This is a genomic window from Streptomyces sp. NPDC012474, assembly GCF_042955185.1.
In the GTDB taxonomy this organism is placed as follows: domain Bacteria; phylum Actinomycetota; class Actinomycetes; order Streptomycetales; family Streptomycetaceae; genus Streptomyces; species Streptomyces cahuitamycinicus.
This window is the reverse complement of record NZ_JBIBEP010000009.1, coordinates 345,317-358,989: the sequence shown is the minus strand read 5'-3', so window position 1 is coordinate 358,989 and position 13,673 is coordinate 345,317. Positions and strand designations below refer to the sequence as shown.

Below are 13,673 nucleotides of genomic sequence, written 5' to 3'. Positions count from 1 at the left end.
CGGCGGCCGGCCCGCCTTCGAGGTCCGGGCCGTGCTCGCGGCGACCCTCTCTCCCACCTGGGGCATCTACTCCGGCTACGAGCTGTGTGAGAACACCCCGCTGAAGGAGGGCGGCGAGGAGTACCTGGACTCGGAGAAGTACCAGCTCAGGCACCGCGACTGGGCCACTGCCGAACGCGAGAGCCGCACCATCACCCCGCTGCTCACCCGGCTCAACACCATCCGCAGGGAGAACCCGGCCCTCCAGCAGCTGCGTGACATCCACTTCCACCACGCCGACCAGGAAGCGGTGATCGCCTACTCGAAGCGGAAGGGTTCGAACACGGTTCTGGTGGTCGCCAACCTCGACCCCCACCACACCCAGGAGGCCACGGTCTCGTTGGACATGCCGCAACTCGGCCTGGACTGGCACGAGTCGGTGCCGGTGCGCGACGAGCTCACCGGCGAGACCTATCACTGGGGCAGGGCCAACTATGTGCGCCTCGAACCGGGCCGCAGGCCCGCGCACGTCTTCTCGGTCCTGCGACCGTCCACCCCGGAGATCGGAGGGTCACCCACAACATGATCGTCAACGAACCCGTTCAGGACACCTTCGAGGACACTCCCGCCCGGGACCGTGACCCCGAGTGGTTCAAACGCGCCGTCTTCTACGAGGTGCTCGTCCGCTCGTTCCAGGACAGCAACGGCGACGGCGTCGGCGACCTCAAGGGCCTGACCGCGAAGCTCGACTACCTGCAGTGGCTGGGCGTCGACTGTCTGTGGCTGCCGCCGTTCTTCAAGTCCCCGCTGCGCGACGGCGGCTACGACGTCTCCGACTACACGGCCGTGCTGCCGGAGTTCGGCGACCTCGCGGACTTCGTGGAGTTCGTCGACGCCGCCCACCAGCGCGGCATGCGCGTGATCATCGACTTCGTCATGAACCACACCAGCGACCAGCACCCGTGGTTCCAGGAGTCACGCAAGGACCCCGACGGGCCCTACGGCGACTACTACGTGTGGGCCGACGACGACAAGCAGTACCAGGACGCACGGATCATCTTCGTCGACACCGAGGCCTCCAACTGGACCTACGACCCGGTCCGCAAGCAGTACTACTGGCACCGCTTCTTCTCCCACCAGCCGGACCTCAACTACGAGAACCCGGCCGTGCAGGAGGAGATGATCTCCGCCCTGAAGTTCTGGCTCGACCTGGGCATCGACGGGTTCCGGCTGGACGCGGTGCCGTACCTGTACCAGCAGGAGGGCACCAACTGCGAGAACCTCCCCGAGACGCACGACTTCCTGAAGCGGGTGCGCAAGGAGATCGACGCACAGTACCCGGACACCGTGGTGCTGGCGGAGGCCAACCAGTGGCCGGAGGACGTCGTCGACTACTTCGGCGACTACGCCGCCGGCGGCGACGAGTGCCACATGGCCTTCCACTTCCCGGTCATGCCGCGGATCTTCATGGCGGTCCGCAGGGAGTCCCGCTATCCGGTCTCCGAGATCCTCGCCAAGACCCCGGCCATCCCGTCCGGCTGCCAGTGGGGCATCTTCCTGCGCAACCACGACGAGCTCACGCTCGAGATGGTCACCGACGAAGAGCGCGACTACATGTGGGCCGAGTACGCCAAGGACCCCCGCATGCGCGCCAACATCGGCATCCGCAGGCGCCTCGCTCCCCTGCTGGACAACGACCGCAACCAGATCGAGCTGTTCACGGCCCTGCTGCTGTCGCTGCCCGGCTCGCCGATCCTGTACTACGGCGACGAGATCGGCATGGGCGACAACATCTGGCTCGGCGACCGGGACGCGGTGCGCACGCCGATGCAGTGGACGCCCGACCGCAACGCGGGGTTCTCCTCGTGCGACCCGGGGCGGCTGTTCCTGCCCACGATCATGGACCCGGTCTACGGCTACCAGGTCACGAGCGTCGAGGCGTCCATGGCCTCGCCGTCGTCGCTGCTGCACTGGACCCGGCGCATGATCGAGATCCGCAAGCAGAACCCGGCCTTCGGCCTCGGCTCGTACACCGAGCTGCCGTCGACGAACCCGGCGGTGCTGGCGTTCCTGCGGGAGGCCCCCGTGTCCGGGGAAGGAGGGGACGACGACCTGGTGCTGTGCGTGAACAACTTCTCGCGTTTCGCGCAGCCCACGGAGCTGGATCTCAGCGCCTTCGAGGGGCGGCACCCGGTGGAGCTGTTCGGCGGGGTCCGCTTCCCCGCCATCGGCGAGCTGCCGTACCTGCTGACCCTCGGGGGGCACGGGTTCTACTGGTTCAGGCTCCGCAAGGAGACCATGTGAGGCCTGCGAAGGCCTGTTGAGGCCTGATCCGCGGGGCGGGCGGCAAACCCCGGCGGCGGGGCGTTTCCTCCGCCCCGCCCGGGGCACGCATCAGTAACACCCGCCCACCCGCGTGAGCCGGAGGGGCGCCGTCCGGAGCCGGTCGCAGGCGCCGGAGGCGCACCGAGAATGGGTGAAAGGACGCGACGCCATGTCGGAAGCCGTCACACGCACCGTCACCACCCCGCCCGGCCTCCTTGCCTCCCTCGATCCGCTGTTGCGGGAATGGCTGCCGCGGCAGCGCTGGTTCGCGGGCAAGGGCCGGCCGGTCACCGGGTTCACGCTGGTCGATGCCACCGAGCTGCTCCCGGCCACGTCCAAGCTGGGCCTGTACCACCTGCTTGTCCGCGCCCATCAGCCCCTCGTGCCGTCCCACGGGGTGCCCGGTCACCCCGGTGACTGCTACCAGCTGCTGATAGGCGTGCGCGAGGCGCTGCCGCCTCGGCTGGCGCCCGCGCTGATCGGACATGTGCAGACGGGGCCGCTGGCCGGCCGGACGGTCTATGACGCCCTGCACGACACGAGGCCCACCGAGCTGCTGCTGGAGGCGCTGCGCACCCGGGCCCGCGTCGGCAGACTGCGCTTCGACCGGGACCCCGGGCAGGACATCCGCTCCGGGCTGGTGCCGCGCGTCGTGACCGCCGAGCAGTCCAACTCGTCGGTCGTCTACGGAGATACGTTCATCCTGAAGCTGCTGCGCCGGATCGTGCCCGGCGTCAACCCCGACCTGGAACTGCCGCTCGCGCTGGCCCGCGAGAGCTGCCCCCGGGTACCGGCGCCGACGGCGTGGCTGGTCGCGGACATCCCCCCCACGGCCGACCCGGTCGTCTCGGCGGGCTCGGCGGACCTGGCCGGCCAGCCGTACGTCCTGGGGGTGCTGCAGCCGTTCCTGCAGGGCGCCTCCGACGGCTGGGAGCTGGCGCTGCGCGAGCTGGCCAAGGGCGAGGACTTCGGCGCCGAGGCGCGGGCGCTGGGGCGGGCCACCGCCGAGGTGCACACCGCGCTGGCCCGGGCGCTGCCGACCGTCACGTTCGGTCACACGCAGCTCCAGCTCATGGTCGACGGCATGATCGAGCGCCTGGACGCGGCCGTCCAGGCGGTGCCCGCGCTGCGGCCGTACGCCGGCGGGCTGCGCTCCGCGTTCACGGCGCTCGGCGATCTGGCCGCCGAGGGCCGCACCTGGACCGCGCAGCGGGTGCACGGCGATCTGCACCTCGGCCAGTGCCTGCGCTCGCCGTCCGGCGAGTGGTGGCTGATCGACTTCGAGGGCGAGCCGGCCCGGCCGCTGGCCGAGCGGCGCATGCCGCAGCCGGCGGTGCGGGACGTCGCCGGCATGCTGCGGTCCTTCGACTACGCGGCCCGCTCGGCCGACCCACCCCAGGCGGACTGGGCCGAGACCTGCCGCGCCGCGTACTGCTCCGGCTACGCGGAGGCCTCCGGCCGCGATCCGCGCACCGACCCGGTGCTGCTGCGCGCCTACGAGACGGACAAGGCGATCTACGAGGTGGTGTATGAGGCCCGGCACCGCCCCGACTGGCTGCCGGTGCCCCTGGCCGCCATAGACCGGCTCGCCTCGACCGGCCACCTGACCTGACCGACCACCCCTCGTCCTGGAGGCTCCGCCCGTGACCCCCCGTCCTGAGTCCAGCGGTTCGCGTCCCAAGGGGACCGCCGGGGAGAAGATCCCCGAGCAGCCCACGGCCGCCCAGCAGAAGAGCGCCGCGAAGAAGACGGCGGTGCCCAAACAGGCGGCGGCGAAGAAGTCGGCCCCCGCGAAGGCGACCGCCAAGAAGGCCGCCGGCGGCAAGACCACCGCGGCCAAGGCAGTGGCCAAGAAGGCGGCGACGAAGAAGGCGTCGGCCAAGAAGACGGCGGCCGAGCAGCCGGCAGCCGAGACGGCGGCGGCGAAGAAGACGGCTGTGAAGAAGACGGCTGTGAAGAAGGCAGCCGTGAAGAAGGCCACGACGGTCAAGGCGACGGCTGCGAAGTCCGCTGCCGTGAAGGGCACGGCCGCCGAAGCCACTGCCACGAAGGCCGCGTCGGCCAAGACCACCGCCGCCAAGACCACTGCGGCGAAGTCCACCGCGGCGAAGTCGGCCGCGAAGAAGGCCACGGCCGCCAGGAGCACCGCCGGGAAGGCCCCCGCCAAGCAGCCCACCGCCGCCAAGAACACCGCCTCGAAGATCCCCGCCAAGAAGCCCGTCGCGAAGAAGACCACCGCCGCCAAGAACACCGCCCCGCAGGCCCCCGCCAAGAAGGCCGTCGCGAGGAAGAGTGCGGTCGGGAAGGCCCCGGCCAAGGAAACCGCCCCCGCCGGGAAGGCCGCCTCCGCCCAGGTCGTTCCGCCGGAGATGGAGGTCACCGTCTCGCCCGCCGTCGGCGCGGCCGACCGGGACCGGCTGCTCGGCGGCACGCACCACTCCCCGCACTCCGTGCTCGGCGCGCACCCGGTGCCCGGCGGCATCGCCTTCCGGGCGTTCCGGCCGTACGCCCTGTCGGTGACCGTCGTCGCCGGGGAGCTGCGAGCCGAGTTGCACGACGACGGGGAGGGGTTCTTCTCCGGCCTGCTCCCGCTGCGGGAGGTTCCGGCGTACCGGCTCGTCGTGGAGTACGAGGGGACGGTCCTGGAGACCGAGGACGCGTACCGTTTCCTGCCCACGCTGGGCGACCTCGACCTGCACCTGATCGGCGAGGGCCGGCACGAGGAGCTGTGGACGGCGCTGGGTGCGCACCCGACGACCCACGAGGGCGTGACCGGCACCCGGTTCGCGGTGTGGGCGCCGAACGCGCGCGGTGTGCGCGTGGCCGGCACCTTCAACTTCTGGGACGGCACGGGACACGTCATGCGGTCGCTGGGCTCGTCCGGGGTGTGGGAGCTGTTCCTGCCGGACGTGGGCGAGGGCGAGCTGTACAAGTTCGAGATCACCGGGCCCGACGGTTCGAGGACGCTGCGCGCCGACCCGATGGCCCGCCGCACCGAGGTGCCGCCCGCGACGTCGTCGGTCATCACGTCCTCGGCGTACGAGTGGGGCGACGACGAATGGCTGGCCCGGCGCGCCGAGGCCCCGGCGCACGAGGCGCCCTTCTCGGTGTACGAGGTGCATCTGGCGTCCTGGCGCCCCGGGCTGACGTACCGTGAACTGGCGGAGCAGCTCCCGGGGTACGTGAGGAACCTGGGATTCACGCACGTCGAGCTGATGCCGGTCGCTGAGCATCCGTTCGGAGGCTCCTGGGGCTACCAGGTCACCGGCTTCTACGCGCCGACGGCCCGGCTGGGCACGCCGGACGACTTCCGGTACCTGGTCGACAGGCTGCACCAGGCCGGCATCGGCGTCCTCATGGACTGGGTGCCCGCGCACTTCCCGCGCGACGCCTGGGCGCTGGCCGAGTTCGACGGCCGCCCGCTGTACGAGCACGAGGATCCGCTGCGGGCCGCCCACCCCGACTGGGGCACGCTGGAGTTCGACTTCGGGCGCAACGAGGTGCGCAACTTCCTCGTCGCGAACGCCGTGTACTGGTGCGAGGAGTTCCACATCGACGGCCTGCGCGTGGACGCCGTCGCCTCGATGCTCTACCTCGACTACTCGCGCGAGCCGGGCCAGTGGACACCCAACGAGCACGGCGGCCGGGAGAACCTCGACGCGGTGGCGTTCCTGCAGGAGATGAACGCGACGGTGTACCGCAGGGTGCCCGGAGTGGTCACGATCGCCGAGGAGTCCACCGCGTGGGACGGCGTCACCCGGGCCACCCACCACAAGGGCCCGAGCGGCTTCGGCGGGCTGGGGTTCGGGCTGAAGTGGAACATGGGCTGGATGCACGACACGTTGCAGTACATGAGCCACGAGCCCGTGCACCGCAAGTACCACCACGGGGAGATGACCTTCTCGATGGTGTACGCGTACAGCGAGAACTACGTGCTGCCGATCTCCCACGACGAGGTGGTGCACGGCAAGCGCTCCCTGGTGTCGAAGATGCCGGGCGACTGGTGGCAGCAGCGCGCCGGGGTGCGGGCCTACCTCGGCTTCATGTGGGCCCACCCGGGCAAGCAGCTGCTGTTCATGGGGCAGGAGTTCGCGCAGGGCGCCGAGTGGTCCGAGGCGCACGGCCCGGACTGGTGGCTGCTGGACCCGGGTTACGGGGCGGAGCCCGACCACCGGGGCGTGCGTGACCTGGTCCGCGACCTGAACACCGTCTACCGGGCGACCCCGGCGCTGTGGCGTCTGGACACGGACCCGGCCGGTTTCGAGTGGATCGTCGGGGACGCCGCCGAGGACAACGTCCTCGCGTTCCTGCGGCTGGACCCGGAGGGCGTCCCGGTGCTGGCGGTGTCCAACTTCGCGCCGGTCACCCGCCAGGACTACCGCCTGGGCGTCCCCGAGGACGTGCCCGCCTGGCACGAGGCCGTCAACACCGACGCCGCCCGCTACGGCGGCAGCGACGTCACCCATCCCGACCCGGTCAAGCCGGAACCCCAGCCCTGGCACGGCCGTCCGGCGAGCATCCGACTGACCCTGCCGCCCTTGGCGACGGTGTGGCTGCGGCCGGCGTAGGGGGGCCGGGCCCCCTGTGACAGGGCTGTGACCGGAGGTGTGGCTTCCGTCACGGCTGGTCCGGTCCGGCCCTGGTGGGGTGGCCGCATGGATGCCGTTCCGTTCACCTTGCAGGGACTGCCGTGCTGATGGGCTTCGGAGTCTCGATGGCCTGTGCCGTCGGTGCGCTCGTCGCGGGGGCGGGGGTCCTCGCGATGGCGTTTCCCGGGCGGCCCGAGCCGTGGCCGGTGCATCTGCTGCGCCGTGCGGCGGCGACGGCCGCGTGGGGGGCGGCCTCCGTGTACTCGCTGGGGTTCTTCGCGGTGTTGATGTCGGAGCAGGAGTTCGGTGACGGCGCGGACTCGATCCCGGCCCCGGCCTGCCGCGACGGCTTCGACCCGGCCACGGTCGAAGGCCTGAGCCACCACCGGTCCTCGTACCTGCCGCTGCGCTTCGACTGCGTCCGCGAGGACCGCACCGTCTACTCCAGTGATTCCGCCTACGCGTGGATGAACGGGGCGAGCGCCTCCCTCGCCCTGTCCGCCGCCCTGCTCGCCATCGGCGCGGGCTTTGCGACCGAGCTGCGCGCCCGGAAGGCGGCCGTGACGTCGTGACGCTGCTTCCCGTCTTCACCGGGCTGGTGGTCGGCTGGGTCGCGCTCCGCGGGCTGCTGGCGCATCCGCTGCTGCCGCTGTGGGTGAAGATGTCGGTCTTCTGGGCGGTGCCGCTCACCGCGGCGACCTGGGTGTTCATCATGGCTGCGGACGAGCCGGTCCTGTTCCCCGATACCGCCCCGTGCCCGAGGGAGCCGTACCGGGAGGGCGTCATCGGGAGCGGAAAGGTGCAGGGAGTCTCCACCGCGTTTCCGCCGCGGGCCTACTGCGAGTGGGAGGACGGCACCGTCTACGAGCTCACGCCCGGCGCCGAGTTCCTGTTCTGGGTGTTCTTCGCCATGACGGTCGTACCGCTCGCGACCGGACTGTGGCACGCCCTGCGGGATCCGAAGGCGCTCTTGCGGTAGAGGGGCCCCGCACCCGGGCGGGCGGGTGCGGGGCCGCTGTGTCACCCGAAGGCCTCCGCCAGGGCCTGCGGCAGCTTCCCGGTGTGCAGCACGCCCAGCCGCTGGGTGGCCCGGGTCAGGGCCACGTACAGATCGCTGGTGCCGTAACGGCCGGGCTCGACCACGAGGACGGAGTCGAACTCCAGGCCCTTGGCCTGGCGCGGGTCGAGCAGGACCACCGACTGGGTGAGGTCGGGTTCGGCGCCCGCCGTCACGCCGTCCAGCCGGGCCGCGAGGCCGCGGTGGAGATGGCGCGGGGCGATCACCGCGAGCCGGCCCTCGGCGGGGGTGAGCTCCCCGACCGCCTTGGCCACGGCGCCCGGGAGGTCGTCGGTGGCGCGTGCCCAGGGGCGTACGCCCGTGGAGCGGACCGAGCTGGGCGGTTCGAACCCCGGCTGCTCGGCGCGGACCACGGCCGCCGCGACATCCATGATCTCGGCCGGGGTGCGGTAGTTGACGCCCAGCCGGGTGTGCTCCCAGCGGTCCTCGACGTAAGGGGAGAGGATGCCCGACCAGGAACCGACCCCGGCCGCCTCCGCGGTCTGCGCCGGGTCGCCGACCAGGGTCATCGAGCGGGTCGGGCTGCGTCGCATCAGCAGCCGCCACGCCATCGGCGACAGCTCCTGCGCCTCGTCGACGATGATGTGCCCGAATGCCCAGGTGCGGTCGGCGGCGGCCCGCTCGGCGGCGCTGCGGTGGTCGTCCTCCTCGTGCCGCTCGGCGAACCGCTCGGCGTCGATGATGTCGTGCGCGGACAGCACCTCGGAGGACTCGGGGTCGCCCTCCTCCTTGTCCTCGAACTCGTAGGTCCGGGACGCGTACGACACGTCCAGCACGCCCTGCGCGTAGGCGATCTGTCGCTCCCGTTCGCGTTCGGCGCGCTCGCGGGCGAGCCGGTCGTCGTCGCCGAGGAGTTCGGCGGCCTCGTCGAGCAGCGGCACGTCCGCGACGGTCCAGCGCCGGGTCGCCGGGCGGCGTACCGCGTCGGCGTCCTCGGCGGGCAGGAACTCCTCCGGCGCGGCGAGGAAGTCCGCGACGAGCCGCTGCGGGGTCAGCAGCGGCCACAGCTGGTCGATGGCCGACCACACTTCGGGGTTCTCCGCGAGGTCGTCGCGGATCTGGGTGATGTCGCTGGGGTCGAGCAGGCTGGAACCGTCGAAGGGATCGGTGCCGATCCGCTCGGCGTACAGGTCGGTGAGGGCGTTGAGGATGTGGCCCTCGAAGTGCTCGCGGGCGGCGTTGTGCGGCAGCTTGACGGCACGGGTGCGTTCGCGGGCGACGTTGACCAGGCCGTCGTCGAGCATGAGGACCTCGCGGTCGTGCTCGATGGCGATCACCGGGTCGGGCAGCGCCTGCCGGCTGCGCACGACCTCGGCGAGCACGTCGGCCATGCCGGCCCGGCCCTTCACGGTGGCCGCCTCGGGCGTGTCGGTCGCGGTCGCCTTCACACCGGGGAACAGCTCGCCGACGGTCGCGAGGAGCACGCCCGTCTCGCCGAGGGAGGGCAGCACCTCTCCGATGTAGCCGAGGAACGCCGGGTTGGGCCCGACGATCAGCACGGCCCGCTTGGCGAGCAGTTCCCGGTGCTCGTAGAGCAGGTAGGCGGCGCGGTGCAGGGCGACGGCCGTCTTGCCGGTGCCCGGGCCGCCCTCCACCACCATGACGCCGCGGTGCGGGGCGCGGATGATGCGGTCCTGGTCGGCCTGGATGGTCTGCACGATGTCGGCCATGCGGCCGGTGCGCGCGGAGTCGAGGGCGGCGAGCAGTACGGCGTCGCCGGTGGGGTCCTCGTGGCCGGTGCGGGTCTCGTCGCCGAGGTCGAGGATCTCGTCGTGCAGGTGGGTGACCTCGCGGCCCTCGGTGGCGATGTGCCGCCGGCGCCTGAGGCCCATCGGGGTGTGGCCGGTGGCCAGGTAGAAGGGGCGGGCGACATCGGCGCGCCAGTCGATCAGGACGGGGGTGCGCTCGGCGTCGTCGGTGCGCAGGCCGATGCGGCCGATGCGGTGGGTGACGCCCGAGGTGAGGTCGATCCGGCCGAAGCACAGGGAGCCGTCCACCGCGTTCAGCGCGGCGAGCAGCCCGGAGCGCTCGGCCACGAGGATGTCCCGCTCCAGTCTGGCCTGCATGGGGGTGTCGCCCTGCGCGAGCGCGTCCGTGACGGAGGTCTCGGCGTCGCCGCGCAGCGCGTCCACGCGCGCGTACAAGTCGTCGATGAATTCCTGTTCCTGTCGCAATTCATCGTCCGGAAATTCGGTGTTTGACAATTCCACTCCCGCCCGGATATACTGTGCTCATCGAACTTCGCCGTGACTTCGATCGACTTGAAGTCACGAACAAACAAATATACGCAAGGAAATCCCCCGAGCGCAATTGCTCGGGGGATTTCCTGTTGTCGGGGTGTGTCCGGGCGAGCGTGTCCGGGCGGGTCGCCTAGATCACGTCGGCGAGCTCCTCCAGCAGCTTCCGCTTGGCCCGTGCGCCGACCATCGCCTTCACCGGCTCGCCGCCGCGGAACACCATGAACGTCGGCATGGACAGCACCTTGTAGGCGTTGGTCGTCGCCGGGTTGGAGTCGACGTCGAGCTGCACCACCTTCAGCCGGTCGCCCTCCTCGACGGCGAGGGCCTTGAGCACCGGGCCCATCTGCCGACAGGGCGGGCACCAGTCGGCGGTGAACTCCACCAGCACCGGAAGCTCCGCGCCGATCACCTCCACCTCGAAATCAGCGTCCGTCACATCGGTCACCACCCCGGTCGCTGCTGCCACACCGGTCACACCAGTCACTTCGGTCACCACGAGTCGCCTCCCAGCTCGCAAGCGGGCTCCGGACCGCCCGGAACCTCCGCCTCGGCGGCCAGCTCGGCCCGCGCCAGTTCGGCCCGCTCCAGCTGCCGCGCCACGGTCTCCCGCACGCCCGTCAACTGACCGATCAGCGCGTCGAGTTCACCCAGCTTGCGCCGGTAGACCGCGAGCGACGCCGGGCACGAGTCACCCTCGGGGTGCCCGGCCCGCAGACACTCCACGAACGGCCGTGTCTCCTCCAGGCCGAACCCGAAGTCCTGCAGTGTCCGGATCTGCCGGAGCAGCCGCAGGTCGCTCTCGTCGTAGGTGCGGTACCCGTTCCCGGTGCGCCGGGCCGGCAGCAGCCCCCGTGACTCGTAGTACCGCAGCGTCCGCGTCGTGGTCCCGGCCCGTGCGGCCAGCTCGCCGATTCGCATGCGGTCGAACGTAATCCTTGACCCCGGCGTCAAGGCAACAGCGCTTTCCGCTCCACCGGGGAGGTCAGCACGATCGACGTGGTGGTGCGGCCCAGCGCGGAGACCGCCTCCAGGACGTCCTCCAGATGGACGGTGTCCCGGACGGCGACCTTGAGGATCCAGCAGTCCTCCCCGACCACGTGGTGCACCTCGGTGATCTCGGGACGCTCCGTCAGCTCCAGGGTCCTGGGGTGCTTGAGGGTGTAGCCGCCGTGCGGATCGACCCGGATGAACGCCTGGATGCCGTAGCCGAGCCGGGCCGGCACGACGTGGGCGCCGTAGCCGCTGATCACGCCCGCCGACTCCAGCCGCCGCACCCGCTCGGTGACGGCCGCGGGGCTGAGCCGGACCCGGCGGCCCAGCTCGCTGAGCTTGATCCGGCCGTCGGTCTGGAGCAGCTGGAGGATCTGCCGGTCCAGCGCGTCGAAGGCCACCGATGTTTCGTCGGCGGCGGTCCGCAGATGCCGTGGTTCTTTCGGCGCGGCGGCCTGAACTCCCATGATTCCCCCTTCAGAGCGTGGATGTACGCCGGGAGAATTATGGCCATGGAAAAGGCCCTGGACATACTGGTCATCGGCGGCAACCGTTACGTCGGAAAGCGTCTCGTCGCGCGGCTCCTCGCCAATGGCCACCGCGTCACCGTGCTGAACCGCGGGTCCTCCCCGCCACCCGCCGGGGTGGAGCACCTGCTCGCCGACCGGGACGACGAAAGGTCGCTGACCGGTGCGCTCGGCTCGCGGGTCTTCGACGTCGTCGTCGACCAGGTCTGCTACACCCCGCGCCAGGCCGCGATCGCCCGCCGCGTCTTCACCGGACGCACCCGCCGCTATGTGATGACCTCCACGGTCGAGGTGTACGAGTACGAGGACTCCACCGATCCGGTGCGTGAGGAGGCCGTCGACCCGTCCACGGTCGCCGTCGACCCCGGGCTGCCCTGGGACGACCCCGCGTTCCTCGAGACCCACTACGGGGAGGGCAAGCGGCAGGCCGAGGCGGTCCTCGCGGCCGGACAGGGGTTCGAGGCCACGATGGTGCGGGTGGCCCATGTGCTGGGCGGCGAGGACGACTTCACGGGCAGGCTGGCCCACTACGCCGAGCGGATGGGCACCGGCGAGCCGATAGCCGTACCGGCGGTGAACCGGCCGGCCACGTACGTGTACGTGGAGGAGATCGCCCGCTTCCTGGCCTGGGCGGCGGGCGAGGACTTCACCGGTCCGGTGAACGCCGCCTCCTCCGGGACGCTCGGCACCGAGGACCTGTGCGCGGCGGTGGCCGCTCATGTCCCGGGCGGCCGGGCCGAGTTCCGGCCCGTGGAGGTCGGGGAGGTCTCGCCGTTCTCGTTCCGCCGCTCCTACGGCATGGACAACGCCCGGGCCGCCCGGCTGGGCTTCACCTTCGGCGAGGCCCGGCAGTGGCTGCCGCGTGCCGTCGCCGAGACCCTCGGGAAGGGCGACTGACGTGCGCCGCAGGACTCTCGGCGGTCTTCGGGTGAGTGCGGTCGGGCTGGGCGCGATGCCGCTGTCCATCGAGGGCCGGCCGGACGAGGAGCGTGCCGTGGCCACCGTGCACGCCGCGCTCGACGCGGGCGTGACCCTCCTGGACACGGCCGACTCGTACCACCTGCCGGGCGAGGAGCCCGGGCACAACGAACGCCTGGTGGCCCGCGCGCTGGCCGCCTACGGCGGTGACACCTCCTCCGTCCTGGTGGCGACGAAGGGCGGCCGCGGCCGTCCGGCGGGCGGCGACTGGACGGTGAACGGCCGTCCCCAGCACCTCAAGGCCGCCGCCGAGGCGTCGCGCAAGCGGCTGGGAGTGGAGGCGATCGGCCTCTACCAGCTGCACAAGCCCGACCCGGCCGTGCCCTTCGAGGAGTCCGTCGGTGCGCTGCGCGAGCTGCTCGACGCGGGCACGATCCGGCTGGCCGGGGTGTCCAACGCGGACGCGGACCAGATCCGGCGGGCGCACGAGATCCTCGGCGACCGGCTGGTGTCGGTGCAGAACCGGTACTCCCCGGCCGTCCGGGACACTGAGCCCGAGCTGCGGCTGTGCGAGGAACTCGGGCTGGCGTTCCTGCCGTGGAGCCCACTGGGCGGGCTGGCCCGCAGCTCCCTGGACGGGCCGTCGCGCACGGAAGGGGAGCGGCGCTTCGCGGCCTTCCACACGGTGGCGGCGGAGCGCGGTGTCAGTCCCCAACAGGTCGGACTTGCCTGGCTGATGGCCCGTTCCCCGGCGGTCGTCCCGATCCCGGGAGCGAGCCGGCCTCGGACGATCAGGGACTCGGCGGCCGCGGCGGACCTGCTGCTCACCGCCGAGGAGACGGCCCGGCTGGACGAGGCGGCCGGGCCGGTTCCCGCGTAGGAGGGGATTCCGCACCGCCCGGGCGGACTGCCCCCGCGCGGGCGGGGCCGCTCGTCCGGACCGTCGGGGACCAGGATCTCGCACGTGACGAGGCGGCCCGCCGCCCACGTACGTCGCGCCTGGCCCTCCGCAGCCGGGCGCGCACGT

Annotated in this window: 11 protein-coding genes and 1 pseudogene; 8 read left to right on the top strand and 4 right to left on the bottom strand. The window is 71.6% G+C overall.

Going from position 1 to position 13,673, the window contains the following annotated elements; translation table 11 throughout:
- From ACFY9S_RS22140 to ACFY9S_RS22115, 6 genes and pseudogenes are all read left to right on the top strand, one after another.
- Positions 1–565: pseudogene (locus ACFY9S_RS22140) on the top strand (alpha-1,4-glucan--maltose-1-phosphate maltosyltransferase); the annotation flags it as partial.
- Positions 562–2,283, top strand: coding sequence for a maltose alpha-D-glucosyltransferase (gene treS, locus ACFY9S_RS22135; protein ID WP_102910492.1), 1,722 nt, complete (start codon positions 562–564; stop codon positions 2,281–2,283). The pseudogene ACFY9S_RS22140 and the gene treS, both read left to right, overlap by 4 nt.
- Before the next feature lie 190 nt (positions 2,284–2,473).
- Positions 2,474–3,916 (top strand): maltokinase, encoded by a 1,443-nt coding sequence (locus ACFY9S_RS22130; RefSeq protein ID WP_391131169.1) that lies wholly within the window; start codon positions 2,474–2,476, stop codon positions 3,914–3,916.
- 31 nt (positions 3,917–3,947) lie between these two features.
- A complete protein-coding gene (glgB, locus tag ACFY9S_RS22125; protein WP_391131166.1) occupies positions 3,948–6,872 on the top strand; it encodes a 1,4-alpha-glucan branching enzyme in 2,925 nt (974 codons plus the stop codon).
- 128 nt (positions 6,873–7,000) lie between these two features.
- Positions 7,001–7,465, top strand: coding sequence for a hypothetical protein (locus ACFY9S_RS22120; protein ID WP_391131163.1), 465 nt, complete (start codon positions 7,001–7,003; stop codon positions 7,463–7,465).
- Positions 7,462–7,872, top strand: a complete 411-nt coding sequence (locus ACFY9S_RS22115) for a hypothetical protein (protein WP_391131161.1) — start codon at positions 7,462–7,464, stop codon at positions 7,870–7,872. The genes ACFY9S_RS22120 and ACFY9S_RS22115 overlap by 4 nt, the downstream gene beginning before the upstream one ends.
- Positions 7,873–7,913: 41 nt before the next feature.
- On the opposite strand, the gene ACFY9S_RS22110 is transcribed toward ACFY9S_RS22115, so the two are convergent.
- From ACFY9S_RS22110 to ACFY9S_RS22095, 4 genes are all read right to left on the bottom strand, one after another.
- Complete coding sequence (locus tag ACFY9S_RS22110) at positions 7,914–10,145, bottom strand: HelD family protein (protein ID WP_391131158.1); 2,232 nt, start codon at positions 10,143–10,145, stop codon at positions 7,914–7,916.
- A 196-nt stretch (positions 10,146–10,341) separates the two neighbouring features.
- Complete coding sequence (locus tag ACFY9S_RS22105) at positions 10,342–10,656, bottom strand: thioredoxin domain-containing protein (RefSeq protein WP_391131203.1); 315 nt, start codon at positions 10,654–10,656, stop codon at positions 10,342–10,344.
- 44 nt (positions 10,657–10,700) lie between these two features.
- Entirely contained in the window at positions 10,701–11,129 is a 429-nt protein-coding gene (locus ACFY9S_RS22100) for a MerR family transcriptional regulator (protein WP_391131155.1), read from the bottom strand.
- A 29-nt stretch (positions 11,130–11,158) separates the two neighbouring features.
- Complete coding sequence (locus ACFY9S_RS22095; RefSeq protein ID WP_391131152.1) at positions 11,159–11,668, bottom strand: AsnC family transcriptional regulator; 510 nt, start codon at positions 11,666–11,668, stop codon at positions 11,159–11,161.
- Positions 11,669–11,713: 45 nt separating this feature from the next.
- Here ACFY9S_RS22095 and ACFY9S_RS22090 point away from each other — a divergent pair, with 45 nt between their 5' ends.
- Positions 11,714–12,625, top strand: a complete 912-nt coding sequence (locus ACFY9S_RS22090; protein WP_391131150.1) for an NAD-dependent epimerase/dehydratase family protein — start codon at positions 11,714–11,716, stop codon at positions 12,623–12,625.
- A 1-nt stretch (position 12,626) separates the two neighbouring features.
- A complete protein-coding gene (locus ACFY9S_RS22085; RefSeq protein WP_391131147.1) occupies positions 12,627–13,526 on the top strand; it encodes an aldo/keto reductase in 900 nt (299 codons plus the stop codon).
- Positions 13,527–13,673: the final 147 nt, after the last annotated feature.

Bases quoted from the DNA above. Each gene is read 5' to 3' on its own strand.
- treS (WP_102910492.1), top strand. From the start codon at position 562: ATGATCGTCAACGAACCCGTTCAGGACACCTTCGAGGACACTCCCGCC.
- ACFY9S_RS22130 (WP_391131169.1), top strand. From the start codon at position 2,474: ATGTCGGAAGCCGTCACACGCACCGTCACCACCCCGCCCGGCCTCCTT.
- ACFY9S_RS22120 (WP_391131163.1), top strand. From the start codon at position 7,001: ATGGGCTTCGGAGTCTCGATGGCCTGTGCCGTCGGTGCGCTCGTCGCG.
- ACFY9S_RS22100 (WP_391131155.1), bottom strand. From the start codon at position 11,129: ATGCGAATCGGCGAGCTGGCCGCACGGGCCGGGACCACGACGCGGACG.
- ACFY9S_RS22095 (WP_391131152.1), bottom strand. From the start codon at position 11,668: ATGGGAGTTCAGGCCGCCGCGCCGAAAGAACCACGGCATCTGCGGACC.
- ACFY9S_RS22090 (WP_391131150.1), top strand. From the start codon at position 11,714: ATGGAAAAGGCCCTGGACATACTGGTCATCGGCGGCAACCGTTACGTC.